Below are 25,074 nucleotides of genomic sequence, written 5' to 3'. Positions count from 1 at the left end.
GTAATTCATAACGCGCATCACGCAGCCGGCTGCGCGGCGATGCGCTTGCTGAAGTGCAGGCAATTGCGATCGTCGCGGCGCTCGTAGGTCACCGCATCCATGACCTTTCTGACCAGGAAGACGCCCAGACCGCCGATCGCGCGATCATCGACATCGCTTGTCACGTCAGGGTCCGGCAACTGGAGCGGATCGAAGGCGACGCCGTCGTCGCTGACCTCGGCGCGCACCGCGTCGGCCGCGATCGTCACGCGCACGCGAATCGGATCGTGCGCGGAGCCGTACGCGGCGATGTTCGAGATCACTTCGTCGAAAGCCATCGCGAAGCTCTGGAAGAGCGGCGGCGGCAGGCCGTGCGCGTCGAAGAGCGCCTCCAAGCGATCCACCAGGTCGCCGATATCCGGCGTCCGTGCGTCCAGTTGCGTGTCGAGCGTGCCGGTTGCGCTCATGATGTCGTCGGTCCGGAAGCCCCGTAATGAATCGCGAGGCAAGTGATGTCGTCGGATTGCGGCGCGCCATCGGCGAAACGATGCACGCTGTCGAAAAGGCGCTTCAGCAGCACTTCGACTTCCACGCCCTTCGCGTCGGCCAGATGCTGCGCGAGACGCAGTTCGCCGTATTCCTCGTCGGCGGGATTGAACGCTTCGGTCACGCCATCGGTGTACAGCAAAAGCGTCGTGCCGGCGTCGAGACGCATGTGTCCTTCCGCGAACGGCGTGCCTTCGATCACGCCCAGCGCCATGCCGCCCGTGCCCGGCAATTGCGATATCGAGCCGTCGGGCGCGATCACGTAAGGCGGATTATGGCCGCCATTCGCGTATTCGAGTTCGCCGGTCGCCGTGTCGAGAATGCCGTAGAACAGCGTGACGAACATCGTCGCCTCGTTGTCCTGCGCGAGCAGGTCGTTAGCGAGCGCGAGGCACGCGCCCGGACTCGCCGCGCTCGGCGCGATCGCGCGCAGCAGCGTGCGCGCCACCGCCATGAAAAGCGCGGCGGGCACGCCTTTGCCCGACACGTCCGCGATCACCACGCCGATCTTCTGATCGGACAGCCAGAAGTAATCGTAGAAGTCGCCGCCGACTTCGCGCGCCGGAACCATGCGCGCGAACATCTGCAAGTCGGGACGCGACGGAAAGCGCGTCGGCACGATCGACTGCTGCATACGCCGCGCGACGTCGAGTTCCTGCTGGATCGACACGAGCTTCGTATGCGCGTTGAAGACGTTCTGGATCGTCAGGAACCAGGGCCGCCACGCCTGCGGAATATCGGGAATCGACTTGACCGAGCCGCGGTCTTCGTCCTGGATGTAGCGCACGAGCTTCTGCGCGGGAAGAATCGCGTCGTTGTACGTCATGCGGCTCGCGATCATCAGCATGAGCGTGAGGCTCAGCACCAGCACGAGCACGCTCGGCACGCCGGTTTCGAGCGCCACGCGCTGCAGGTTCCAGCGCGGCAGCAGCAGCACGAGACGGAAAGGCGCATGGCCGATGCCGACCGCTTCGATGTAATAGTCGTCGAAGATCGTGAGACGGCCGTCGGCGTCGCGCAGCACGCGCTCGACGTCGCGGCGCAGCGCGGGCGGAAAGGCGTCGGCGGCCATCCGCACTTCCTGCGCGCCCGCGTGCACCAGTTCGGGATCGGCGAGCAACTGTCCGCGGTCGTTCACGATGAACATCCGCCCGAGTCCCGGCGGCCACGTACGCACGAACTGGTTGAGCCAGCCGAGCGTCAGATCGAGCGACACCGAGCCGCGAAACGCGCTGCCGTCGAACACGCCCGCCGATGCGGTCACCATCAAACCCTTGCCGGCTTCATCGACATAAACGGGCGTCCAGAACACCGAACGCTCGGGCCCCGGCGCGCGCTGCACTTCCGTAAAGAACTCCTGCTTCCTGAGGCTGTCGGCGTAAAAGTAATCCTTCGACGCCACCCACGGATAAATATTGATGAAGCGCCGCGCCGACGTGTAGTAGACCCACGTCGCGCCCGGCAGATTCGCCATGATCGTCTTGAACGGGCCGTTCAGGCTCAGCGCCATCTTGAGTTCGCGATCGAGCGCCCGCGTGCGCGGCCCGACGAGGCCTGTCAAGTTGCCCGCGTCGGCGGGCGTCCACGGCGCGGGCAGCGCATCGAGCTGAATGCTGTCCGGCTCCCTGCCGGGCCGGAGCGCGTCGAGCAATGCCGTATCGGGGGCGCCCTGCGGATGCAGCCGCAGCCACGTCTCGCCCTGAATGCGCATGGCGTTGACGGCGTCGGTGCTGCTGCGCACGAGCGCGTCGAGCGCGATCGCCTGCTCCTGCATCCGCTGGCTCACGCCGGAAGTCTGCGCTTGAAGCGTCATCCGGTATTGCAGATAGACGAGCGCGCACGCCACGACGAGCACGCCGACGAGCGCGATACGCATGACGCGGTTATAGCGGGCGAACAGTGCCGCCGTCAGATCGGACATACGTTGCTTGGGTTATCGGGCTGGCGTCGGCCATCGCCCTTCGGTTGTTCTCGTGCTTCCGGCCGATCGGAAACATCGGCAAGAGTGTAGCGAGCCGCCGCGCGTCCGATGCCTCGAAATAAGCGCCAAAGAGGCGAGTGTTCGGGGCTTCGCATCAGACGGCCGGCGGCCGGTACTTGAGGATCGTCCGCTCGATGTTCGAGCCTTCGACCATCGCGAGGGTCGGTTGCGTCTCGTCGAAATTGACGCCGTACAGATTCGCGTGCCGGAGCAGCGCGCCGTCGAGCCTCGCCTTGCGCAGCGAACCTTTGAACAGGTTGATCGCGGTCAGATCGGCGCCGCTGAGATCGGCCTTCGCGAACTTCGCGCCTGGCGCCAGCGCGCGCCGGAAGATCGCCGTCGCGGCTTGCGCGTTGCTGAAATCGGCATCGTCCAGCAACGCGCGCTCCAGATTCGCGCCGCGCAGTTGCGCGCCCTGCCAGTTCCCGCGGACGAGGTTCGCGCCCGCCAGTTGCGCGCCGTCGAAGCACGCCGACTGCGCGCGCGATGCGCCCAGGTTCGCGCCGGCGAACGTTGCCTGCCGCGCCTGTGCGCCGTGGAAGACCGTCTGCTCGCAGCGCGCGCCTTCGAAGTTGCCGCCGTTCAGCACGCTTTCGCGGAATGTCGCACGATCCAGTGCCGCGCCACGGAAGTTCGCGCCGGTCAGATCGCCGGCATCGAAGTGGGTTTCCTGCGCATGACATGCCGATGCATCCGCGCCCGCCATCTTCGCCTTGTTGAAGAGCGCGCGGCCGAGCCGTGCCGCGCCGAGCCGCGCGGCGCTGAAATCGGCCATCGAGAAATCGCCGCCCGTCAGGTTCGCGGCGCGCAGATCGGCGTCGGTGAACTTTGCGCCGCCGCCGCTCGTGTCCATCAGTTCGGCATCCTGCAAATCCGCGCCGCTGAAATCCGTCTCCCGGAGCAGCGCCTGGCTGAACTTCGCGCGTTGCAGCGCGCTCTTCGCGAACGAGGTCTTTTCGAGCAGCGCCGCCGAAAAATCCGCGCCGGACAAATCGAGCGCGGACAGATCGAGGCCGGACAGATCGTAGCCGGCGAGGCTCTCGCGCGCCGCGTGCCGCGCGATCACCTGCTCGCGCGTCAGTTGCGCCGTCGGCGGCTGCGGCAACGGCGGCGCGGACAAGTCGGGCGCGTCCGGCATGGCGGGTGTTGCCGGCAGCGCCGCCAGCGCCGCGAGCGCGGACGGATCGACGGAAGGCAGCGGCGTGCCGGGCTGCGGCAGCGCGGCGAGATCCGCGGTTGCCGGATTCGACGCCAGCCAGCCGTTCACCTCGCCCTCGCTCATGCCGGCCTGCTTCAGCATTTCGCGCGTGGCGTCCTGCATCCTCGCCGCCATCGACGGCAAGTCGGCGAGGTTCGGCTCCGGTCCCGGGTCGGCGGCCTTCAGAAGCGGCGCGAGGTCCGCGTCGCTCAGGCCGTGCGTCTGCATGAACGCACGCGTGCGCGCGTTCTGCGCCGCGGTCATGCGCTCGATTTCGGCGAGGCTCACCGGAGCCGGCGGCTCCTCGACCTTCAGGAACGGTTCGAGATCCTTCGCGGTCAGTCCGTGCCTGTTCATGAAGGCGTCGGTCTGACGGTTCAGGTCCGCGGTCATCGTCTGGACCTGAGCCAGTTCTTGCGCCGCTTCCTCTGTGATCGGCGCGGGCATCGCCGGGACGGACAGCGCGGCGGGCGCCGTTGCCGCCGCCGTGCTTGCGGCGATCGGCGCGGCCGGTTCGGCGGGCGTCGCGTCGGCGGCTTTGGTCAGGCTGGCCAGCAACTCGTCGCGATAATGCTCGAACGGCAACGGCGCCGATGCCATCGGTTCCCACGCGGCCAGCATGTGCGTGACGTCGCTCGCGTCGGAATCGGTGACGGCGGCGAGCGCGCGATACAGAACCATCCCGCATCCGAGCTCGGGAAACAGCCAGACCGTGTCCGCCCGCGCGTCGAGTTCGCGCACGACCGCTGAATCGGACGCCGCATCGGACGCCCGGCCGTACACGAAGCAGCGCGCGCGCAAGCCCGGCAACTGGCCGCGCAACAGCGGACGACGCGCATCCATGCCCTGAATCTCGAACGTCTCGTCGCCGGCGAAATAGCCGGACGCGCGCCATTGATCGGACGGCGCGCTCATGAAGAACTGCTCGCGCGTGTCGGCGGGCAGATGCGGCCAGTCGGTCGCGAGCCAGCGTTCATCGCACGCGCCGAGATACTGCTGGCGCTGCGGCGACATCGGATCGAACGCCCAGAAGCCCGCCGGGTCGGGACAATCGGCGCGGCCGAGCATCCGCCGCGTTTCGTATTCGACGTTCGGCAGCGCCAGACGCGCGCCGCCGTCCTGCCCGGGCGATACCCATCCCTTGCCGGACGGATTCGCCGTCCAGCCCGCCCCGCCGAACGCCGTCGCCGGGACGATCGGAATGCGCGCATACGGCGCTGGCCGCGAGGGCAATCCGCCGACGCCGAAGTGCCGCTCGCCGCTGACGACGAGCGTTTTCGCGAGCTCGCCCACACGCACGCTCACGCGCATCTGCTCGACCTCGCTGCCGAGCGGCGCGCAGGCCGCGCCGTAGACGAGATATTCGCCCGCCGGCTTCGGATAGCCCTGATCGAGCATTCCGTCGTTGCCGAGCGCCTGCTCGACCAGCGCCCAGACTTCGTTTTCCGGCACGAGACCGTCGATCCCGCCGGGCGCGTCGAAGCGGAAACACGCCATCAGGCTCAGCGCAAGCGAGTCGCGCCGCGCGAAACGGAAGGCGCGGTAGAGCAGCGCCATATCGAGCGATTTCAGGACTTTCATCGTTCAGCCCAACTGGATCAGTTTGCCGGTGCAGGCCACCCAGGAATCGGCGTACAGGAGCACCGTGGCGCCGCTCACGGTCGTCGATCCGAGGCCGCGCAGCACGGCCTTGCCCGCGGCGTTGATCTCGACATCGGCGGTTGCCTGCGCCGACACGGAAGCGCCGCTCAGGTTCGCCTTGCCGATAGCCTTGAGCGCCAGGTCTGCCGCCGCCTCGACGGTGACGGCCGGCGCCTTGATCGTCGTCGTGGCGACTCCGGTGATCGCGACATCGCTGCCGGTGGCGCCGAATTTCGCCGGCGTGGTCATCGCGATGCCCGCCGCGGACATCGACAGCTTCGCGAGCGAGCCCGCCGGCCCCACGGTCATGGCGACGCTCGCGTTCGCGCCGAGATCGGGCGTCGACATCGCGAGCTTCGCGCCCACGCCCGCGAGACCGACGCCGAGATTGACGCCCTTGTCGTCGAGCGTGACGTTGCTCACGTAGGCGGCTTCGGTGTTGAGCGTCGTGGCGAGCGATCGCGCCGCGTACTGCATGAAGCCATAGACGCCGAGCGCCTCGGCCCCGGCGAGCGCGTACTGCGCGTCCAGCAGCCCGGTCGTGTTGGGCGTCCACGCGCCGGCTTTCGCGCCGTCGCTCTGATACGCCTTGTAGGTCGAGGCGATCGCGAGCGCCGCCTGCGCGGCGAGCGCGGTGCTGGCCGCGATCTTGACGCCCGTCTTCACCGTGTTCACGGTCGCCGTGACGAGCGGCAACTGGCCGCCGGACAGCGTCACTTTCTCCACCGCGCGCTGGTTCTGCTTCTGATTGAGCGTGATGCCGGTCGAATCGTCGATGGTCAGCGACTGCACCGATGGCGACAGCCACGAGCCCGCGCCCGACGCGCCCGCCGCCGCGCCCATGAGACCGCCGATCGCCGCGCCGGCGACGGTATTGCCCGCAATCGACGATGCCCCGCCGCCCGATGTCGCGGCGAGCGCCCCGAGTCCCGCGCCGCCCGCCGCCGCCCCGGCGATCCCGCCCACCGCCGCCGCGTTGGGCAGCCCGGCGAACACGCCGTTCCACGTGACGCTCATGCCCGCCGACATCGCAAGCGTCGCGCCGAGCGTCGCATTGTTGTTGACGGCCGCCGACAGCGTCGTCGCCGCGCCGACCGTCAACGTGTTCTTGCCGCCGACGCTCGTCGCGTTGGTCGTGCCGAGCGTGACGGTTTCGCTGTTGCCCGCCGTGCTGCTCCAGATGCTGCCGCCGCCTTTCGGATCGATCGAGCCTATGCCGATCGTGCTGTTATGGAACGGCGAATGCAGCCACATGACTTCCTTGCCTTCGCTGTCGCCCATATGCAGCATGTTGCCGCCCGCCGTGCTGATGCGGTTCTCGTGCGCGCTCGCCTGTTCGACGACGCTTGGATTCTCCGAATTCGGCACCGCGCCGACGATCACGGGCCGGTCCGGATCGCCGTCGGTGAAGGACAGCAGCACCTCGGCGCCCTTGTGCAGCGGAAAGTGCATGCCGTGGTCGCTGCCCGCATAGGGCGTCGCCATGCGCACGCGCGCGGAGCCCTTGTTGGGATTCTTGTCGGTCAGATCGAACGGCAGTTGCACCTTGTACTGACCGAACTCGTCGAGCTCCGCGTACTGGCCCGAACCTTCGCTGTCGATGAACGCGGTCATCGTGCCGGCCACGCGCGGCTTGGACGTCGCGCGCTGCGGCCGGAACTGCACGTTCGCGGGAATCGCGCGAAAACTGTTGCGATACGACGTCTCGCCGCGCGCGCCACTGGCGCCGGCCAGCAGCGCGCCCGCCTGCGTGCCCCGGTGATGAATCTCCGTGATGAGATAGGTGTCGTTGAAATCCTGCCGGTAATGGCCCGCGAGCCGCGCGAAGTAGCCGCTGCGCAGCCCGACCGCCGTCGCCTCGCCCGAAAACACGCGGCCCTGGCAGACGAGCGCCTGCGCGCGCAGTTTCGCGTAGCGCCGGCCTTCGGTCTCGCCGCGAAAATTCTCGCCGTAGAGCATGACCTGGCCGAGCCCGTCGTCCGATACGGTTTCGACGATCTTCAGCGGCACCGCCGCCTTGCGATGATTGAACTCCTGCAGGATCACTTCCTTGGGCAAGGGCTTCTGGCGGCTCACGAAGTCGCGCACGGAGCGCCCGGAGACGCCGGTGTCCATCTCGTCGTCGGGACGATAGTCGACTTGCACCGCGTTCGCGTCGTGCATGATGCGGTCATCGACGACGATCAGTTGCCCGCCCGCGTCGTGATCGAAGTAGTAATACATGCCTTCGTTTTCGAGCCAGCGCGACACGAAATCAAGATGCGTCTCCTCGTACTGACAGACGAAGCTGCGCGGCCGGTACGCGCCGTTGCGCTCGAAATTGCCGCTCAGGCGGAAAGCGTAATCGCTGTCGGTGAACTGGCTGTCCTTCAGCACGCGCTCGAGCGTGGCGGGAATCGGCTGTTCGTCGAGATACACCTCGGAGATGCGATACAGCGACAGCCGCCATAGACGCGGCACCAGCACGGCGCGATAGAACACGTAGCCGTCCGCACGATGCAACTGGTCGAATTCGGCCAGCACGCCGTGATACGGCACGTTGTCGCGGCCATCGGGCGGATAGATGACGAACGTCGCGGGATGCCTGAGCATGGCGTCGAAATCGATCGACGCATCTTCCGACACGAGGGTCAGCGTGAAGCGGAAGGGCTGCGAGATCGCCTCGAAGCCTTCCATTTCGACGACGGCGAACTTGCCGGCATCGTGCGCGGCGGATCGGAAATCGAAGCGCCGATTCGCGAGTACGTTGTCAGACGGTGCATTCACAATGCTTTCCTCACAGGCTTTTTTGGGTTCGAACAGCCCCGCGGCGTCGCGCGCCGCTCGCTTGGTCGCGCCGCGCGTCCTTCACTGCCGCAGGTTCCGGGCGTTCGCATGGCCGTTTCATGTGTGCGCGAGCCTCAGCTCATTACCATGACGATCGCCTGGCTCGGCGCCACCACCGAGCCGACGATATTGCCGTCGTTGTGCTGCGTCATGTCGCCGAGCCGCACGGCGGGCGCGCCTTCGAGCATCACGCAGACGCTGCCGAGCGGGAAGGCGACCGGCCCCATCACCTGATTCGATACGACGCCGCCCGCCACGCCGGCCTGATCGCCGTCGCTCATGGAAATCTGCGATGCGGTCGTCAGCGCCGGCATCCCGCCGATCATCACCTTGGTCGTCGCCGGATTGCCGAGCATCGGCATCCCGATGTTCGGATAGGGAATCGGCACGGGCGGTGCGGGCGGCGCGGGCGTCTTGCAGACGTCGGGCGCGCCCATGCACTGCCCGGCCTGTTTGGTGACTGCGAACATGGTGTTCCCCTTAGCCGAGATCGATTTTTTCGCCGTCGATACGCACATGGCCCTCGGCCAGCACGCTCGCGTGCTGCGCGGTGATGTGCAGCCGCTCCTCGACCTGCATCCGCACGCGGCCGGCGCGCGTTTCGTCGACGTCTTCGGTCCAGCGGAAACTCGTGCGCGCCTTTTGCACCAGCCGCTCCACCGTCGATGTCATCTCCCGCGCGACCGTCCGCACGATGCCGAAGCGCGCCTGCGTCTCGCGAATCGACGCGTTCATCCGGTCGAAGGCGAGATCGCCGATCACGCCCTCCACGGCCACGCGCGGCGCACCGATGGCCACCTCCGACGTCGCGTTCATGCGGATGCGCGCGGCGTCGATCCGCAGCCCGCCTTGCGCCGCGTGCAGCGCGACGCCGCCCGGCAGCAGCAGATCGGCGCTGTCCGGGACCGCGCGCGCCAGCACCGCCAGCACGTAAGCCGCGACGTTTGCGCCGGCGCGGCAGACCAGCACGGAATCGCCGCAATCCGGCTCGACGAGGCAGCTATCCGCGCGCAGCGCGCGCTCCAGAGAGCCATCGGCTGCGCTCAGGAAGTACCACTGTCCCGCGCGCCCGGTCACGGTCGCGTAGACGAGACTGGCCGCTTCGTCGTTGCTCGCCCGCATCATCGGGACCAGATTGGTTTGCTTCATGGTTCGTTCCGCCTGTCGAGTCGTGTGTCGAGTCGTGTTTGCCGCGTCCGCTCTGCCGGGCGCGTCATCGGGCGCGCCACTCTTCGGCCTGCAACAGCAGGTCGTCCGTGGGACGCACGTTGCTCAGGTTCGCGCCGTCCCAGCGCGTGCGTTCCTGTTTCAGCGCGTGTGCGTTGGAGCCGCTCAAATCCGCGCGGGAGCCGTCCGCCTCGGAAAAATCCGCATGAGACAGCTCGCAGTTCACGAACCGCGCGGCTTTCAGCGATGCGCGCCGCCACGTCGCCTTCTTCAATACCGAGCGGTCCCAGTGCACGCCATCGGCGCGTGCGTCGGAAAAATCCGCCCCGCTCGCATCCGATAAATCGAAGCGCGCGCCCTGCAAGTCGGCCTGCGCGAGCCGCGCGCCGAGCAGCGCCGTGTACTGGCCTTTCACGCCGGCCAGCATTGCGCCGTCGAGTTGCGCATCGATGAAACTCGTGCGGTCCAGCGCGAGCCCGCCGAGATTCGCGCCTTGCAGTTGCGCGGCGTCGAGAATCGTCATGGTCAGGTCGCACGTCCGCAGATCATGGCCGCGAAGGTTCGCGCCCTTTAGATAAGCATTGCGCAACGACGCGCCCGCCAGCTTGGCGCTCGCGAGATCGGTGTTCATCGCGGTCCAGCGAACGAGCGTCGCGCGCGAGAAGTCCGTTCCGGCGAATACGCTGCCGTAGGCATCGGCGCGAATGAGCCGCGCCCCGGCGAACGAGCTCGCGTTGCAATCGCAGGCGTTGAAATGTGCGCCGGAAAAGTCCGCGTCCTGCGCATTCGCTGCGCGCAGATCGACGCGCGTGAATGTCGCGCCCGCGGCCTGCGCGCGCGTCAGATTCGCGCCGGACAGTGCGACCTTTTGGAATTCCGCGCCGGCGAGCATCGCGCCCGACAGATTCGCGCCCGCTAGCGAGACATTCGTGAAGCGGCTTCCGGACAAGTCCTGACCGGACAGATCAATGCCGCTCAGATCGATATCGGCGATCTGCCGGTCGCGGGCGAGCGCGTTCCTGAGCTGCTCCGGCGTCATGCTGCCTTTCTCCGCGTGCGGCGCGCTTTGCCTTGCCTGCCTGTTGCTTTCATCGCTTGCTCCGTCGTTGTTGCTTCTGCGTGAGTCTCGCGCGACGGTGCTACCGCCGTGTTGCAATGTCCGGCGGCTGCGTTACGGATGTAACCGGAGCCGTTCACGCGGCGACGCCCGGCACGATGTCCGCGCGTGCCGTCTCGTCCTGCCGTGCGCCGCCGTGGCCGAGAAACGCCAGGCGCTTTTGCAGCACGCTCGCGCTCGTCAGTTCCAGGATTTCGGAAAAGGCCATGCGCGTCATGGATTTGGGATCGGCCGTGCGCGCGCCCTGCTCCGCCATCAGCGTGGCGATGACCTCGCGGTAGTCCTCGATGCCCGCCACCATGATGTCGAACCAGCTCAGCCACGCGGCCTCGATGGTCTCGTCCTGCACGAGCAGCTTGCACAGACGTCCGATGCGCGTCGCCTGATCGAGCAGGATCACGTCGATCTCGCTTTCGTTCGCGCCGAGGCGCTCGCGCAGGCCGGCGTCCCATCGGACGCTGATTTCGGGAAGGAAGATGTAGCGCAAACCCTGCACGATGCCGATGCGGCTATCGGCCGAGGGAATCATCGTGAAACCGTCGATCGCCCAGCCTTCGCCGGGAAAGCCGACGATCTGGCGCACGAGTTCGACCGTATCCGCGATGCGCGTGGGCACCTTGAACATGACCGTGAGGCCGGGACGCGCGTTGTCGGTCCACTCGCCCGGCGGCAGCACGCGGCCGACGAAAGCATCGGTCTGCGCCGCGCCGTTCGCGAGCGAGAACACGCTCGCGGCGAGCCTTGCGGCGTCGAAGCCCGCTTCGGCTTTCACTTCGAGACCGACGGATAGTTCCTGACTCGATCCATACCGCCCGAGCACGGGGCGCAGCACGACTTCGCGCACGCGCGCGTCGCTCGTCAGCAGCGTGACCAGCGGCCCGACGAAATGCCTGAAACGCGCGCCGACCGGATAGACGACCGACGCCGGCATCGTGGGCGCGCCATGACCGCGCAGTCGCGCGAGTCCGCCAGCCGAAATCTGCTGTGTCAAGCCCACGAAATAATGATCCACAGCGTCGGCCATCGCCGTTCCTTGTTGTTGTGTCGCGCCGGTTCGAGTACGTCGCAGTGTAGCCATGCGCGGCGCGGCCAAAGCTCCGAGCAGAGCGCCAAAGAGGCGACTATTCGTGGCTTTGCCGCGCCGCGTGTTTTGCATCGCGCGTTGCATCGCGCTTGCTCGGCGCCGGCTGTTCGCTAACCTCGCGCTTATTTCGCGACACCGACCCGCTGGCAGCTCGCGAGCGCGCCGTTGCTGCCTTGCGTGTAGGCGAGGCGGTATCCGCCGTTCGCGAGACCGTGCTTCGACGCCAGTACGATCTGACCGAGCGTGCCCCTGGCGGCGGGACGCGCCATCGACGGCTGTTGCTCGATGATCAGATCCGCGAGTTGCGGATTCGCGCGCGCTTCGTCCGCGCCGATGATGCGCCGCACGTTCGACACGCTGCCGCGGTACCACCCGTAGAACGGCCGATACGCCGGCCCCGCGTAATGGCTGTCGATGATCATGTACGGATCGAGCGTCTTCAGCGCGTGCAGCACGTCGTTATCGTTGAGGATGTAGGCGAGATCGCCGCCGAGACGCGAACCCGGCTCGCCGATGTGCGCCGGATCGTAGCGCCAGCCTTCCGGCCCGTTGCGCAGCTCGGACCACTTCTTCCCCGTCCAGGTCACGACATGCGACAGCGCGATGGTGCAGGTTGCCGTCTCCGGAACCGTCACGTTGTTGACCTTCGGCGGCGCGACCGTGATGTACAGCAGATCGCCCGGCAGCAGGTGCTTCGACGTGTCGTCGAAGTTGCCGTGATTGATGTCGAGCAGCACGCCCGTCTGTTGCGGACCGGCCCATTTGGGCGTGCTCGCCGCGCCGGCGGGCGTCATGCACGCCTGCGTGGTGATGCCGGTTTCGACTTCGCGGTTGTCCGTGGTCAGTCCCGCGAAGTTGTAGACCCACGCGGTGAAGTCGGAGCAGTCCACGCCGTGCCATTGAATCTGCGCGGGCGGCAAGGCCTGCGCGCTCGCTTCGCCCTGGTGCTGAACGATCTGCGAGCCGTCGATGCCGCTGCGCTGCGCGGTGCAGGTCATGCCGTACTTCTGCGTCGAACTGCTCTTCTCGCCCGACGTGCTGCCCTTCGACGAATTGCGATACCTCGGATCGGCCGACGACGAATCGTCCGGCGGCAGCCAGCCCGGAACGTGGTGATGGCAATAGTTGACATTCTGATCGACCCAGTAATTTTCGACTGCGATCACGAGTTCGCGCTGGAACATGGCGATGTCCGTGCATCCGGCGGGCGGCTCGATCGCGCCGTACTGGCCGGCGAGCGGGCCCCAGCTGCTCGTCGTCTGGAAGGTCGACCAGTTGGTCTTCGTCATATTGCCGGTGAGCTTCGCCTGCACGTCGTTCCTGCGGCCTTCGAAGAGCGCGAGGTTGTCGTTCAGCAAGGCGATGCGGTCGCCGCACGTCGACGCGCTGCCCTTCGCCGTCTGGATCGCGCCCGGCATCACCGGCTCCAGTTGCGCGACCGACGTGATGCCCGAGCGGTTGCGCGGGTTCGACATGTGCATCGACGCGCCCGCCGTGATCGAGCAGTTGCCGCCGTCGGGCGCGCCGAGCGTGCCGTCGGCGGCGACATTGCCCGCGCCCGCGTGGCACGAAGTCAGCGTGTCGCCGTTGGCGGCCTGCGCGACGATGTCCTGCGTGCTCGCATCGATGGAACTGCCGTCGGTAGTGCGGCTTTCGGATTCCGCGCCGAGGGCGAGCGCCATCTTCGCGCCGTCCGTGACCGCCGACGCCGTGCCCATCGCGACGAGCGTCGGCGTCGTCTGCTGCACGTCGATATCGCCGGCGAACGCGTTCACGCGCGCCATCGCCGCGGCGATATGGCCCGCGACGAGGCCGCCCGCGGCGCGCGCATCGGCGACGACCGCGTTCGAGTACGCGGATACGACCATCTGCGACGGCGCGCTGAGATAGACCGCGTCGAGTTCGCCGGAGAGGCTCGTGGCCGTTCCATTCGCTTCCTCCTCGAAGCTGCCGCCCGTCACGCGCACGAGCAGCGGATAGCGCAGCGTGCCGCGCAGGCTGAACGTGCCGTCGCTATCGGTGGTGGCGACGGCGGCGGGTTTGTCGGACACCGTGCCGTCGGCGGAGATCTCGTGCGCGGTCACGGATGCGTTCGCAACCGGACCCATATACACGCCGCCCGACGTGGACGGCGTCGAGCCGCCGCACGCGGAAAGAAACAGGGAAAACGCCGCACCCGCCGCGACGGTGGAAAGAATGGGCTTCACGATGACCTTTTCGTTGGAATTTGCGCGCCGCAGGCACGGCGTGTGACATACGGATGCGGCTTCGCAAAGCCTTGCATCGACGTCGCCAGCGTAAGGGAAGCGTATGAAAGCCGATCCTGCGATCAGACTCGAAAAGCAGCGGCTTTTCGGGGAAATGGGCGCGGCGCGCGGCGAACAGGCTCCTCGACGCTCGCAAGACCGTCGACGTCTAGCTCCGCAAGCTGAACTGCAACATGTTCTTGGCGAGACCGATCCACGAACGGCAAAAAATCAGCATGGTCTTCCGAAGCACCTGGTCGCGGGGAAGCTCTTATGAATCGCCGTGCGGAGAACGTGGCGGCTTTCATCGCCATTGCGGAAAAGCTGTTTCAGTCGGAGAAACTGCCGGAAGGCGAATGCCGCGTCGCCGCGCGCGTGTTCGAGCGGCTGCAGACACCATCCGACGATGGCGTTCGGCCCCAGACGCGCTATCCCGCATGCGAGTGGCTCGACGCCACGCTTGCGCCCTTCATCGACGACGACACCGCCTACGTGCTCTTCACGCCCGGTGAACTCCGGCAGGACGACGGCGAATGGATCGATCCGGGCATGGGCGGCGGCATTCATAACGTTCGCAATAATCCGCATGCGATGCGAGCCGGTTCCGTGCCCTTTCTCGCCGTCTGGTCGCTGCTGACGAAAGACGGCGACTGGCGATCCTCAATCCGGCGCACGTATCGCCCTCTCAATACGAATCCCATGCCGCTTCATCTTCGCGTAGAGTGCGGGCTTCGACACCTGCAGCAGCTTCGCGCAGTTCGTCACATTGAAGCCGCACGCTTCGAGCGCGGCCTGTATCGCGATGCGTTCCGCTTCCTTCAGCGAAACCGGCGCGCCAAGATTGTCCGGCGACGCGCGGCCCGTCTGCGCGACAGGCGCACTGCCGAGAAGCGACGACACATCCGCGATACGCTCGCCCTCATTGAAATTGACGATCTTCTCGACGAGATTTTCGATCTCGCGCACATTGCCCGGCCAGTCGTGCGCTTCGAGTTGCCGCAATGCCTCTTCCGCGATCTCCGGCGTCGGCTTGTGCATGCGCGTGCAGTATCGATCGAGAAAGAATGCCGCCATTGCACGGATATCCTCGCGACGCTCGCGAAGCGGCGGAATCGTGATTTCGATCACGTTGCAGCGGTAGTACAAGTCTTCGCGGAAGGTCTTCGCGATCACCATCGACGCGAGATCACGATTGCTCGCGCAGATGATGCGCACATCGACGGGAATGCCGCGCGTATCGCCGATGCGCGTGACTTCGCGCTCTTGCAGCACGCGCAGCAGCTTCGCCTGCACGTCGATGGGCAGCTCCGATATCTCGTCGAGAAACACCGTGCCGCCATCGGCCGATTCGAACTTGCCCGGACGGCCGTCGCGCGCCGCTCCGGTGAAGCTGCCGGGCGCGTGGCCGAACAGCTCGCTTTCGATCAGCGCATGCGGCAACGCCGCGCAGTTGATCGCGATGAACGGCTGCGCGGCGCGCGCGCTCGCATTGTGGATCGCCTGAGCGAAGACTTCCTTGCCGACCCCGCTCTCGCCCGACAACAACACGTTCGATGCGCCGCGCGCCGCCTTCTTCGCGGCATCGACGGCGCGCTTCAGACCCGCGCTCGATCCGATCACGCTACCGAACGTGAAGCGGGCGTGATTGCCCGCGTAGCGCCCGGCCATCTTGCGCACGCGCCGCATCTCGCGAAACGTGTTGACGACCGACACCACTTCGCCGCAACGGTTCTTGATCGGAATGGCGGTGTCGAGCAGATGCAGATGCCGCGCCGGCGAATCGATGATCAGTTCGCGATCGACATAGCCCACGCCCGTGCGATAAATCGGTCCGACGATCGGCTCGAAATCGATCACTTCGTTGAGCGTCTTGCCGATGCTCGTCTTCGGATCGATGCCGAGGATGCGCCCCGCGACCGAATTGACGTGCCGCAGCACGTGGCCTTGCCCGATGACCATCAGACCGTCGCCGATATGATCGATGATCGCGCGCTGTTCCTCGACGAGCGTGTCATAGGCGGCGAGATCAAAGGCGCTGTGAAGCAGGACGTCGAGCGTCGCGCCGAGCAGCGCGATCCACGGAGCGGGCGTCGGATCATCTGATGAAGGCGAACGCAACGCGACGAGAAAGACCCGCCGCCCGTGCGCATCGACGCGCAGCGCGAACGCCTGCGCAACCGATGCAGCCGCGCCTTGCAACGAGAGCATCACGCACCGTCCATCCGATGTCGCCGTCGCCGCTTCCGCGAGGGCGGCGAGCCGATCCGACGGACACTGCGCGAGGAACGCATCGAGCGTGGCATCGGCGATATGCGCGGCGCCTTCGAGCACATGGCCGCCGCGATCCAGCGTGCAGATGCATGCCTTCGCTTCGCGCGCCGCGAGACGGCGCGCCAAGCGCCAGCGGGGAGACGCGAGCGCGCTCTCCAGCGTGGCGATGTCGGGATCGAGCGCAACGGTGGCCATGTCTGCCTGCGAACGGTCGGGCAACGGCTTCGAATATATCAGGACAAAATCCCGCCGCCCGGCGTCGCGTGGCGCATCAGTCCTTCTGCGCGATCGCGGTCAGCGCGCCGCCGTTCAGCCGATACACCGTGACCGGCGCATCGATCCAGTCACCGTTCGCATCGAACTTCACGGGGCCGAGGATGCTCGCGAACGACTGAACGCGCAACGTCTTCACGAATACTTCGGGTTTCGCTGATCCCGCCTTTTGCATCGCGTCGGCGACCACGAGCGTCGCTGCGTAGAACGCGGGCGCGTAAGTATCGACATCGGCGCCGAACGCGCTCTTGAACTTCGCGCGGAACGTCTTGCCGTCGGGCAGCGTGTCGAGCGGCGCACCGCCCTGCGCGCAGAACATGCGCTTGTCGGCGACGCCCGCCGAGAGCTTGTCGAACTCGGGCGAACAGATGCCGTCGCCGCCGACGAGCGTCGCGTTCACGCCGAGCTCGCCCATCTGCCGCGCGAGCGTCGCGGCTTGCGCGTAGTAGCCGCCGTAGAACACGACCTGCGGATTGCGCGACTTGATCTGCGTGAGGATCGCCTTGAAATCGGTTGACTTGTCGGTGCTGTATTCCCGCGCGACGACCTGCATGCCCTCCTTCTGCGCGGTCTTGATGAACACGTCGGCGACGCCCGTGCCGTATGCGGTCCGGTCATCGATCACGGCGGCGCGCTGCGCGCCGAGCACCTTCGATGCATAGACCGCCATGCGACCTCCCATCACGTTGTCGTTGGTGGCGAGGCGAAACACGTAGCGATAACCGAGATGCGTGAGATCCGGATTCGACGATGCGCCCGTAATCATCACGACATGCGCATCGTTATAGATACGCGCCGCCGGAATGCTCACGCCCGAGTTGTAATGGCCGATCACCGCCGAAACGCCATCGTCGACGAGCTTCTGCGCGACGTTCACGCCGACTTTCGGATCGCCCTGATCGTCCATCGAGATCAGCTCGAATTTCACGGGCTTGCCGGCGATCGTAAAGTCCGTCGCGTTCAGCTCGTCGATGGCGAGGCGCACGCCGCGCTCGTCGTCCTTGCCGCTTTGCGCCGCGCTGCCGGTGAGCGGTCCCGCCACGCCGATCTTGACCACTTGCTGCGCGTGTACAACGCTGCACAGCATCGCAGCGGATACGACGCACGCAATCGCCATGTTCATCGGTTTCATATCGTTTCCCCAGTCGCTGTGAATGACAGACTATCCAGAACGTCCCGTACCGGCGACAACGTGTCGAACTCGAAATCCGGACGCGGCTGCCACGCGCCGAGCGTATCGCCGCCGCGATTGATCCACGCCACCGCCATGCCGAGCGGCTTCGCGCCGTCGATATCGGCCCAGCTCGCGAGCGAGCAATGCAGCACCTCCTGCGCGGGCAGCGCGAGGCGGTCGAGCGCGAGCGAGAAGATCGCCTGCGACGGCTTGTACGCCTGCGCCATCTCCGCGGTCGTCACGTGCTCGAAGTAGCGCGTGAGCTGCGTGCGGCGCCACAGGTCGCTATCCATGTTCGTGATCGGCATGAGCGGATAGCGCGACGCGGCCCAGTCCAGAAACGGCGCCGCGTCCTCGTGCGCGGGCGATGCCTCGACGAGATGCGTGAGGAACACATCGGTCAGCGCATCCATCGTGTGGCCACGGCGCGCGCCGGGCCAGCGCGCATCCAGCACGGCCGCGAGCGCCTGCTGCGCGACATCGCGATAACGCGCGTACGCCTGGCCGCGGTAGAGCCGCACGTTGCGGATGTCCCAGTCGAGATAGATGTCGAACGGTGCGTCATTGGTTTCGACGGACAGCCGCCGCAGCACTTCCGTCATGCCGAGCGTGCCGCCGCGATCGACATCGACGAGCGTGCCGAAGTAATCGAAGGTCAGGGCTTTCGGGTTCATCGTGCATTCTCCTTGCGCGTCGCGAAGGCCTTCACGCGCTCGGCGGCGTCGGGGTCCGCGAAGGCCTCGATGGTCGCCGCGAATTCGAGTTCGAGGCTGCGCGAAAGCGTGTCCGTTAGTGCCGTGGTGACGGTCCGCTTGAGACGCGCAATCGACGTGTGCGACTTCCGCGCGATGCGCGCCGCCAGCGTCATCGCCGTGGCGAGCATCGCAGCGCGCGGCACGACGCGATTGACGAGCCCCATCGACAACAGCGACTGCGCGCTTTGCCGTTCGCCGAGCAGCCACAGTTCCATCGCGCGTTGATGGCCGACCGATTGCGGCAGCAGATGCGTGACGCCGCCCGTCACGAACTGGCCCCACTCCATTTCCGGAAAGAACGCGACGAGATCGTCCGACGCCACGACGATGTCGCAATTGAGCATCCACTCGAAACCGCCGCCGACCGCGAAGCCATGCACCGCACCGACGACCGGCTTCGCGTTGAACATCAAATCGCGCGTGATGCGCTGGATGCGCTCGATGTGACTACGAATGTTCGCATCGCTCGCGCTCTGCTCGCCGAATTCCTTGAGATCGTCGCCCGCGCAGAACGCGCGGCCTTCGCCCGTCAGCACGATCACGCGGCACGACGCGTCGTCGTTCGCGCGTTGCAACGCGTCGTGCAGATCGTCGAGCAGCGGCCCGCCGATCGCGTTCATGCGCTCGGGGCGCGCGAGCGTCACGATGCAAACGGGCCCATCCATGCTTGTCTTCACGTAGCTCATGCGGGCTCCTTGTCGATCCAGCGTGTCTTGCCTTCGGTGCGCGGAAAGTGTTCGAACGGGACCATGGTCACGGCCGCGCTCGCGCCGATGCGCTCGCGCACGGTCGTCTCGATGCGCAGCGCCGCATCCGGCCAGCGCTCGACGGGCAAGCCGTTCGCGGCCTCGACGGTCATCGCGATGCGGTCGTACGGACCCGGCCCTTTCAGCACGATGCGGAACATGCCCGACGCCCATTGCGGCAGCGCCTCGACCGCGAGCCGCACCGCGCCCGGAAACACGTTCACCCCGCGCACGTTGAACATGTCGTCGGTGCGGCCCGTCACACGAAAGCGCCACGCGCTGCGGCCGTCCGGACCAGGATCGGTGGCGGTCACCGTGACGACGTCGCGCGTCCGATAGCGCACGAGCGGCTGACATTGCTTGCGCAAGTGCGTGCAAACGAGCTCGCCTGTCGTGCCCGCTTCGATCGGCACACGCGCGAGCGTCTCGGGGTCAACGATCTCGGCGAACACCACGTCCGCCGCGTGATAAAGCAGATCGTGGGTCCAGTCGGTCTGTCCGCCAAGAATGCTCAGCACTTCCGATAGGCCGAAGTTCGCATTGCGCACCTTGAAGCCCCACTTCTCTTCCATCGCGGCGCGCAGTTCGGGATTGTCGAGACCCGCTTCGCCGCCGAAGAGACCGAGCTTCAGCCGGAGATCGCGCGGCGCGGGGCCGCGGGTCTCGCGCAACACCTGTTCGATCAGCGCGGGATAGGACGGCGTGCAGGAAATCGCGTTGATGCCGAGATTGAGGATCGAATCGATCAGGAGCCGCGTGTTGCCGACGCCGAACGGCACGACCGTCGCACCGGTGGCTTCGAGAATCGTGTGATCGGTGAAGCCGCCCGTCCACATGCAGTAGTTCAGGCAATGCACGACGCGATCGTCCGGACGGAGGCCCGCCGCCCACATCGAGCGCGCGCCGACGCGGGCGATGTCCGCAGCGTCGCGAGCGCTGTTGGCGAGAATCAGCGGCCGGCCGGTCGTGCCCGACGTGCGATGCAGCCGCGCGATGCCGGCTTCCGCGCACGCGGCGTAATTGCCGTACGGCGACGCGCCTTCCTGGCTCACGCGCAGCTCGTCCTTCTCGGTGAAAGGCATGTCCTGGAGCGTATCGAGCGTGATGTCGTCGCGGCCGGTCCAGTGCGCGAGCTTGGTCCGGTAGAACGCGGACATCGAGCGCAGATACGGCCAGTGCGATGCCCAGAGCGCGTCCTGCTGGCGGCGCACGTCGGCGGGCGGAAGCGTTTCGAACGCTTCGTCGAAAAAGACGCCGTGCGTCGGGGAATGATCAGCCATGTGCCTTCTCTCGTCGTGTGAGCGGGTCATCGCGGCGCGCGCTTCGATCGCGCATCGCTCGACGATGGCGCGCGCGTGGCTCGCCGTGCCGACCGGGCCGCCGGCATCGGAAGCGACAATGTCGAACCAGTACAGCGAGCCTTCGAGGTCGCGGAAAGTCGCGGTCGCGAAGACTTCGGCGCCGAGCGGCGTGGGCGCGAAATGATTAAGATGCGTCGTCACGCCGACGGACAGTTGCCCTTCGCCGACAGCATCGCGCAGTGTTTCGGCGCACGCGCGCTCGATCAGCGACAGCAGCGCGGGCGTGGACAGCACGTCGGGGTAGCGCTCGCCCGTGCGTTGCGCGTGAGCAGACGCGAGATCCGCGGTCGTGACGGTATGGGTGAGCGTGGTGGCTCGGCCTCGTTCGATCATGTGCAGCTCCGGGTTGTCTGGAGCGCAATTAATGCAAGGGCCGGGCCAAATGCGTCAAGGCCCCGGCTGGCGGGGCTTTGCGGGTTTGCGGATGCCGCGGGTCGGCATGGTGGAAAGATTCTTAACGTTGCGATTCGAAACGGTCGTCGGATTGTTTTACGGTGATAGCTTCCCGTCATCGGCGTCAACACCACCCCGAACCACCAACGGAAAGCAAAAAGCCGCCTCGACGTTTTCGAAATTATTTTCAGCGCGATTCCTGATAATACGAATTGTCACGCATGGGGGTACGGCGGGAGGTGCAGTCGCACCCAATGGGGGAAGGTTCGGCCCGACCGAACTGAATCTGACTTTTTGCCGAATCTGCGCTACGTGAGCCTGGCGTCCTGCAATTCGCGGAGCCGCTCGCCAGCGCGCACTTCAGCAGTATTCAGGTCGCTCGAAGATTGATCCCGCGAGCTGCGCGAGGCCCGTCTCGCCGCGCCATCTGAACGGCCGCTCGCTCTACGATGTGAGCCTCGATATCGAAGCGTGAAGGTCAGTCGTGAGACATCCGAGGCCGATGAGCGTCTTTTCGACGGCCACGTCCAGCGGCGTATGCGGCTCGTGCCCGAGTGTGTGGACGAGCCGCGCGTTATTCAGATGCACGGGCGTCGTCCATAGATAGCGCATTTCCCGAAGCTCCCTGAACGTCACATTGAACGGCGCGGCGAGCGCAAGCAGCCACCACGGAAAGCCGCCGACAGAGGGCTCGCGTCCGATGCGGCGCGCGACTACACGACGAATCGCGTCGGCCAAGCCGGTGCCGTCCTCGTCCCAATGACCGCTCATGTGGAAGCGCGCGAACGCATCAAGCGAATGGCGGTGCGCAAGCAGTTTTACCATCGTGCGAGCCACATCGGGCAGATACGCCCATTGATGTCCGATGCCGCGCGCACCCGGATTGCTGATCTTCGTGACCGGCTTTCCGGGCTTCACGAGTCCTTGCGCGAGCCAGTTATTGCCCGCTCTTGGCCCGAAAAAGTCCCCCGCGCGCACTATCAGCACGCGCGCGCCTTCCTTGCTCGCGCGTTGCAGACGCGCTTCCATTTCCACGCGAATCGCGCCTTTCCTGGTGACGGGATGCTGCGACGCGTCTTCGTCGATGAACGGAAACGCGTCCGGCCCGAAGTTGTAGACCGTGCCCGGCAACACGATGGTAGCGCCCTGCGCCTTCGCGGCCGCGATGGTGTTGTCGATCATCGGCAGCACGAGTTCGGCCCAGCGCTTGTAGCCCGGCGGATTTACCGCGTGCACGATCACGGATACGCCCTGCGCCGCGCGCGTCACGTCGGCCGCGTTCATCGCATCGCCGTGAATCCATTCGATGCCGTCGCCCTTTGATGCCCCCGCGCCACGCCGCAGCCCGCGCACGCGCCAGCCCGCGTCGCGCAATTGCCGCGCCACTTCCCCGCCAATGCCGCCCGTCGCCCCAAGTATCAAAACCGTTTCGCCTTGCGCCATGTCACGCCCCCAAAGTTGTTGGCGGAGCCATTCTCCGCCCTTCGCGCGCACATTAAAATTGGCGAACTTCGTTTATCCGATATACAAAAACGTATGGCAGACGACATCGGCTGGGAGCTCTACCGAACGTTCCTCGCAGTGCTGCGCGAAGGCTCGCTGTCGGGTGCAGCGCGGGCGCTCGGCATCACGCAGCCGACGGCGGGGCGCCACGTTGAAGCGCTCGAACGGGCGCTGAAGGTGAGCTTATTCACGCGCTCACAGAACGGGCTTCAGCCAACCGACGTTGGGCTTGCATTACAGTCGCACGCCGAAGCGATGCAGAGCACGGCGGCATCGCTCAAGCGCGCGGCGAGCGGCCACACGGGCGACGATGGCGCGGGCGTGCAGGGCGTCGTGCGCGTATCCACGAGCGAAGTGGTCGGGGTCGAAGTGCTGCCGCCGGTCATCGCGGCGTTGCGCGAGCGGCATCCGCGATTGATCGTCGAACTCGTGCTGTCGAACCGCGTGCAGGACTTGCTGAGGCGCGAAGTGGATATTGCCGTGCGCATGGTGCGTCCGCGTCAGACGCAACTCGTCGCGCGGCGCGTCGGCGTGATCGACGTCGGGCTTCACGCGCGGCGCGACTATCTCGACCGTCACGGCACGCCGCGCAGCATGGCGGCGCTCGCAGAGCACGCCGTCATCGGCTACGACCAGCCAAACGCGTTCATTCGCGATGTGAGTCGCACGTTGCCGGGTTTTCGTCACGCGATGTTTTCGATGCGCGCCGATAGCGATCTTGCGCAACTCGCACTCATCCGCGCGGGCGCGGGAATCGGCGGATGTCATGTCGCGATTGCGCGCCGTGATGGTCTCGTACGCGTGCTGTCGAAGGCGTTCGCGCTCCAACTCGAAACCTGGGTGACGATGCACGAGAATCTGCGCGCGAGCCCGCGCTGCCGCGTTACCTTCGATGCCCTCGCTGACGCGCTCGAACAGTACGCGCGATAACGCCGCGACTGCCGCTCGGCACGGTGCTGACTGCCTGCGCGCACGGCTTTGTCGACATCTGCTGTATCGCGCCGCGACCGGCATCGGCGAGGCAATGCAACTGTCGGTGATCATCGCAATCGGCACCCGCTACTTCACCCGCTTCCGGTCAACTGCGGTGGGCGCGGTGAACTTCTCGTTCGGCGTCGGCGCGATCGTCGGCCCTATCGCAGGCAGCGGCTTGCTTGCGATGCGGCATACGTGGCGGTTTCCCATGGTCGTATTCGGCCTCCTCTGGGTGGTCGCGATCGTGCTGCTCGCTGTGGCGGTGCGCCCATGGTTCAGCGAAGTCCGGGCCGCGGAAGCGAGCCGCAATAGCGCGCAGATTTCCGCGGCGCCGACGCTGCTCAACCGCAACACCGCTCTGTTGACGGTGCTCAGCCTGATCGGCAGCCTGATCATCTATGAGTATCTCGGCATGTACCCAACGTTCCTGCGCGAGCATCTGGCCTTCACGCCGGCCGTTACCGGACACGTGATGAGCGCCTACGGAATCGGTGTGTTCGCATCGATTGCTGGCGGCTGGATCGGCGACTCCCTGTCGGCTCGCAAAATGCTCTCGGTGAGCTTTCTGATTGCCGCCGTGCTCGGCTACGGGTTGTTCTACTCCGCCACCAGCGTGGCTGCACAGGAAGCGTTGTCGTTCGTGTGGGGGCTCGTCGTCAGCGGAACCATTTATGTGAACCTCGCCGGTTATCACAGCGCGTAAAGCATCCGATGATTCGCGGCCGACTCGTCGAAATGTGGCGCGAGGCGCGCAAGACGCTCGATCCGGTCGCGGCGTGGGCGTCGATCTGCGAAGACCCAAAGAAGGCGAAGCGCTACAAGAGCGTGCGCGGCCTCGGCGGTTTCGTGCGCGCGGACTGGGACACGGCGACCGAGATCATCGCGGCGGCGAATGCATATACCATCGGCAAGTACGGACCCGATCGCGTGATCGGCTTCTCGCCGATTCCGGCCATGTCGATGGTGTCCTACGCCGCCGGCGCGCGCTATCTGAGTCTGATCGGCGGTGCGTGTCTGTCGTTCTACGACTGGTATTGCGACTTGCCGCCTGCCTCGCCGCAAATCTGGGGCGAACAGACCGACGTACCCGAATCCGCCGACTGGTACAACTCCACGTACCTGATGGTGTGGGGCCCGACACTGCCGGCAACGCGGTGAGCCAGAACAACTGATCTTTCGTGAAGTGGAAGCCGCCTTTATCGAGACTGACGACCACCACGCTCCAGAGCGACCACACCGCGAAGGCCAGCGCGAGCGCGGGAATTGAAATCCAGAGATTGCGGCGGGCAACTGATTCTCCCGTCGCACGCCAGAAGACGGCGTTCTCGGGCTCCCATCGGGTGAGCAGGTATCTTGATGACATGGCTAGTGTTTGGGTTGAAACGTGAAATGCATGCTGATGAGACTGACGGCGGTGGCGCCGAACATCAGCATGAAACAGGTGGTGCGTACGCCCGTGAGATCGACGAGCACGCCGAAGAGGATCGGCAAAAGGAAGCCGGCGAGACCGCCCGCAAGGCCGACGATGCCCGACACCGCACCGATATTCGCGGAGAACTCATCCGAGACGAACTTGAATACCGACGCCTTGCCGATCGCCATGGCAACGCCGACAACGAACATCAGCGCCGTGTAGGCGACCGGCCCCGTCTCGATGCGAAACGTGCATGGACCGTCCTTCGCGTGGACGACGAAATCCGTGACCGGGTATCCGCCGTGAGGATGAGGCGGCGATGTGCCGCTAGTCAAAAAGGATTAGCGGCACCGCCGTGTACGACCGGGGCCGAGGTAGATGCGCATTGCCCATCAATGCCTTTGTCGCGCCGTTTAGCCGACGC

At 66.1% G+C, this 25,074-nt stretch carries 18 protein-coding genes and 4 pseudogenes; 5 read left to right on the top strand and 17 right to left on the bottom strand.

All coding sequences use genetic code 11. From position 1 onward, the window contains the following. Positions 1-17: 17 nt before the first annotated feature. The 9 genes from NCR38_RS33110 to NCR38_RS33070 form a co-directional block, all read right to left on the bottom strand. Positions 18-446 carry an ATP-binding protein gene (locus NCR38_RS33110; protein ID WP_250478472.1) on the bottom strand — a complete coding sequence of 143 codons (429 nt, stop codon included), beginning with the start codon at positions 444-446 and terminating at the stop codon, positions 18-20. Continuing rightward, positions 443-2,446: a SpoIIE family protein phosphatase gene (locus NCR38_RS33105; protein ID WP_250478471.1), complete on the bottom strand. Its 2,004-nt coding sequence runs from the start codon at positions 2,444-2,446 to the stop codon at positions 443-445. The genes NCR38_RS33110 and NCR38_RS33105 overlap by 4 nt, the downstream gene beginning before the upstream one ends. Positions 2,447-2,600: 154 nt before the next feature. Beyond that, on the bottom strand, positions 2,601-5,285 hold the full coding sequence (locus tag NCR38_RS33100; protein ID WP_250478470.1) for a DUF2169 domain-containing protein: 2,685 nt from the start codon (positions 5,283-5,285) through the stop codon (positions 2,601-2,603). A gap of 3 nt (positions 5,286-5,288) precedes the next feature. Beyond that, on the bottom strand, positions 5,289-8,111 hold the full coding sequence (locus NCR38_RS33095) for a type VI secretion system tip protein TssI/VgrG (RefSeq protein WP_250478469.1): 2,823 nt from the start codon (positions 8,109-8,111) through the stop codon (positions 5,289-5,291). Between the two features lie 134 nt (positions 8,112-8,245). Then, positions 8,246-8,641 carry a DUF4150 domain-containing protein gene (locus NCR38_RS33090; RefSeq protein WP_250478468.1) on the bottom strand — a complete coding sequence of 132 codons (396 nt, stop codon included), beginning with the start codon at positions 8,639-8,641 and terminating at the stop codon, positions 8,246-8,248. 10 nt (positions 8,642-8,651) lie between these two features. Continuing rightward, positions 8,652-9,320: a DUF3540 domain-containing protein gene (locus NCR38_RS33085; protein ID WP_250478467.1), complete on the bottom strand. Its 669-nt coding sequence runs from the start codon at positions 9,318-9,320 to the stop codon at positions 8,652-8,654. Positions 9,321-9,384: 64 nt separating this feature from the next. Further along, a complete protein-coding gene (locus NCR38_RS33080) occupies positions 9,385-10,377 on the bottom strand; it encodes a pentapeptide repeat-containing protein (protein ID WP_250478466.1) in 993 nt (330 codons plus the stop codon). 154 nt (positions 10,378-10,531) lie between these two features. Then, positions 10,532-11,479 carry a hypothetical protein gene (locus NCR38_RS33075; protein WP_250478465.1) on the bottom strand — a complete coding sequence of 316 codons (948 nt, stop codon included), beginning with the start codon at positions 11,477-11,479 and terminating at the stop codon, positions 10,532-10,534. Between the two features lie 182 nt (positions 11,480-11,661). Beyond that, a complete protein-coding gene (locus NCR38_RS33070) occupies positions 11,662-13,647 on the bottom strand; it encodes a hypothetical protein (protein WP_284503729.1) in 1,986 nt (661 codons plus the stop codon). A 202-nt stretch (positions 13,648-13,849) separates the two neighbouring features. On the opposite strand from NCR38_RS33070, the gene NCR38_RS33065 reads away from it, so the two are divergent. Both NCR38_RS33065 and NCR38_RS33060 read left to right on the top strand, forming a co-directional pair. After that, positions 13,850-14,062 carry a hypothetical protein gene (locus NCR38_RS33065; RefSeq protein ID WP_250478463.1) on the top strand — a complete coding sequence of 71 codons (213 nt, stop codon included), beginning with the start codon at positions 13,850-13,852 and terminating at the stop codon, positions 14,060-14,062. Beyond that, a pseudogene (locus tag NCR38_RS33060) lies at positions 14,059-14,394 on the top strand (dimethylsulfonioproprionate lyase family protein); the annotation flags it as partial. The gene NCR38_RS33065 and the pseudogene NCR38_RS33060, both read left to right, overlap by 4 nt. Positions 14,395-14,445: 51 nt before the next feature. Here the strand turns inward: NCR38_RS33060 and NCR38_RS33055 are convergent. The 6 genes from NCR38_RS33055 to NCR38_RS33030 all read right to left on the bottom strand — a co-directional run bounded on the left by NCR38_RS33055 (position 14,446) and on the right by NCR38_RS33030 (position 22,201). Continuing rightward, complete coding sequence (locus NCR38_RS33055; protein WP_250478462.1) at positions 14,446-16,251, bottom strand: sigma-54-dependent Fis family transcriptional regulator; 1,806 nt, start codon at positions 16,249-16,251, stop codon at positions 14,446-14,448. Between the two features lie 76 nt (positions 16,252-16,327). Then, positions 16,328-17,461: a branched-chain amino acid ABC transporter substrate-binding protein gene (locus NCR38_RS33050; protein WP_250478461.1), complete on the bottom strand. Its 1,134-nt coding sequence runs from the start codon at positions 17,459-17,461 to the stop codon at positions 16,328-16,330. Further along, positions 17,458-18,177 carry an HAD family hydrolase gene (locus tag NCR38_RS33045; protein ID WP_250478460.1) on the bottom strand — a complete coding sequence of 240 codons (720 nt, stop codon included), beginning with the start codon at positions 18,175-18,177 and terminating at the stop codon, positions 17,458-17,460. The genes NCR38_RS33050 and NCR38_RS33045 overlap by 4 nt, the downstream gene beginning before the upstream one ends. Beyond that, positions 18,174-18,944 (bottom strand): enoyl-CoA hydratase/isomerase family protein, encoded by a 771-nt coding sequence (locus NCR38_RS33040; protein ID WP_250478459.1) that lies wholly within the window; start codon positions 18,942-18,944, stop codon positions 18,174-18,176. Before NCR38_RS33040 ends, NCR38_RS33045 begins: the two co-directional genes overlap by 4 nt. After that, positions 18,941-20,698, bottom strand: coding sequence for a thioesterase, FlK family (locus tag NCR38_RS33035; protein WP_250478458.1), 1,758 nt, complete (start codon positions 20,696-20,698; stop codon positions 18,941-18,943). Before NCR38_RS33035 ends, NCR38_RS33040 begins: the two co-directional genes overlap by 4 nt. A gap of 504 nt (positions 20,699-21,202) precedes the next feature. Further along, positions 21,203-22,201: an NAD-dependent epimerase/dehydratase family protein gene (locus tag NCR38_RS33030; RefSeq protein WP_250478457.1), complete on the bottom strand. Its 999-nt coding sequence runs from the start codon at positions 22,199-22,201 to the stop codon at positions 21,203-21,205. Positions 22,202-22,294: 93 nt separating this feature from the next. Here NCR38_RS33030 and NCR38_RS33025 point away from each other — a divergent pair, with 93 nt between their 5' ends. From NCR38_RS33025 to NCR38_RS33015, 3 genes and pseudogenes are all read left to right on the top strand, one after another. Beyond that, positions 22,295-23,191 carry a LysR family transcriptional regulator gene (locus NCR38_RS33025; protein ID WP_250478456.1) on the top strand — a complete coding sequence of 299 codons (897 nt, stop codon included), beginning with the start codon at positions 22,295-22,297 and terminating at the stop codon, positions 23,189-23,191. Then, positions 23,154-23,939: an MFS transporter gene (locus NCR38_RS33020; RefSeq protein ID WP_284502489.1), complete on the top strand. Its 786-nt coding sequence runs from the start codon at positions 23,154-23,156 to the stop codon at positions 23,937-23,939. The genes NCR38_RS33025 and NCR38_RS33020 overlap by 38 nt, the downstream gene beginning before the upstream one ends. Beyond that, positions 23,927-24,391, top strand: a pseudogene (locus tag NCR38_RS33015) (molybdopterin-dependent oxidoreductase); the annotation flags it as partial. The gene NCR38_RS33020 and the pseudogene NCR38_RS33015, both read left to right, overlap by 13 nt. Here the strand turns inward: NCR38_RS33015 and NCR38_RS33010 are convergent. Both NCR38_RS33010 and NCR38_RS33005 read right to left on the bottom strand, forming a co-directional pair. Beyond that, positions 24,363-24,599 (bottom strand): annotated as a pseudogene (locus NCR38_RS33010) (nitrate/nitrite transporter); the annotation flags it as partial. The pseudogenes NCR38_RS33015 and NCR38_RS33010 overlap by 29 nt on opposite strands. Positions 24,600-24,601: 2 nt before the next feature. Further along, positions 24,602-24,946: pseudogene (locus NCR38_RS33005) on the bottom strand (MFS transporter); the annotation flags it as partial. Positions 24,947-25,074: the final 128 nt, after the last annotated feature.

Origin of the sequence: Caballeronia sp. INML1, from assembly GCF_023631085.1 — a bacterium.
In the GTDB taxonomy this organism is placed as follows: Bacteria; Pseudomonadota; Gammaproteobacteria; order Burkholderiales; family Burkholderiaceae; genus Caballeronia; species Caballeronia turbans.
Note: the sequence above shows the minus strand (reverse complement) of the source record. Positions and strands in the feature narration are given on the sequence as shown.

What these genes read in the sequence shown, in the direction of transcription:
- NCR38_RS33100 (WP_250478470.1), bottom strand. Translation starts at nt 5,285, where the DNA reads ATGAAAGTCCTGAAATCGCTCGATATGGCGCTGCTCTACCGCGCCTTC.
- NCR38_RS33040 (WP_250478459.1), bottom strand. Translation starts at nt 18,944, where the DNA reads ATGAGCTACGTGAAGACAAGCATGGATGGGCCCGTTTGCATCGTGACG.
- NCR38_RS33080 (WP_250478466.1), bottom strand. Translation starts at nt 10,377, where the DNA reads ATGACGCCGGAGCAGCTCAGGAACGCGCTCGCCCGCGACCGGCAGATC.
- NCR38_RS33075 (WP_250478465.1), bottom strand. Translation starts at nt 11,479, where the DNA reads ATGGCCGACGCTGTGGATCATTATTTCGTGGGCTTGACACAGCAGATT.
- NCR38_RS33030 (WP_250478457.1), bottom strand. Translation starts at nt 22,201, where the DNA reads ATGGCGCAAGGCGAAACGGTTTTGATACTTGGGGCGACGGGCGGCATT.
- NCR38_RS33050 (WP_250478461.1), bottom strand. Translation starts at nt 17,461, where the DNA reads ATGAAACCGATGAACATGGCGATTGCGTGCGTCGTATCCGCTGCGATG.
- NCR38_RS33045 (WP_250478460.1), bottom strand. Translation starts at nt 18,177, where the DNA reads ATGAACCCGAAAGCCCTGACCTTCGATTACTTCGGCACGCTCGTCGAT.
- NCR38_RS33090 (WP_250478468.1), bottom strand. Translation starts at nt 8,641, where the DNA reads ATGTTCGCAGTCACCAAACAGGCCGGGCAGTGCATGGGCGCGCCCGAC.
- NCR38_RS33020 (WP_284502489.1), top strand. Translation starts at nt 23,154, where the DNA reads ATGCCCTCGCTGACGCGCTCGAACAGTACGCGCGATAACGCCGCGACT.
- NCR38_RS33110 (WP_250478472.1), bottom strand. Translation starts at nt 446, where the DNA reads ATGAGCGCAACCGGCACGCTCGACACGCAACTGGACGCACGGACGCCG.
- NCR38_RS33055 (WP_250478462.1), bottom strand. Translation starts at nt 16,251, where the DNA reads ATGGCCACCGTTGCGCTCGATCCCGACATCGCCACGCTGGAGAGCGCG.
- NCR38_RS33070 (WP_284503729.1), bottom strand. Translation starts at nt 13,647, where the DNA reads ATGGGTCCGGTTGCGAACGCATCCGTGACCGCGCACGAGATCTCCGCC.
- NCR38_RS33085 (WP_250478467.1), bottom strand. Translation starts at nt 9,320, where the DNA reads ATGAAGCAAACCAATCTGGTCCCGATGATGCGGGCGAGCAACGACGAA.
- NCR38_RS33065 (WP_250478463.1), top strand. Translation starts at nt 13,850, where the DNA reads ATGAAAGCCGATCCTGCGATCAGACTCGAAAAGCAGCGGCTTTTCGGG.
- NCR38_RS33105 (WP_250478471.1), bottom strand. Translation starts at nt 2,446, where the DNA reads ATGTCCGATCTGACGGCGGCACTGTTCGCCCGCTATAACCGCGTCATG.
- NCR38_RS33025 (WP_250478456.1), top strand. Translation starts at nt 22,295, where the DNA reads ATGGCAGACGACATCGGCTGGGAGCTCTACCGAACGTTCCTCGCAGTG.
- NCR38_RS33035 (WP_250478458.1), bottom strand. Translation starts at nt 20,698, where the DNA reads ATGATCGAACGAGGCCGAGCCACCACGCTCACCCATACCGTCACGACC.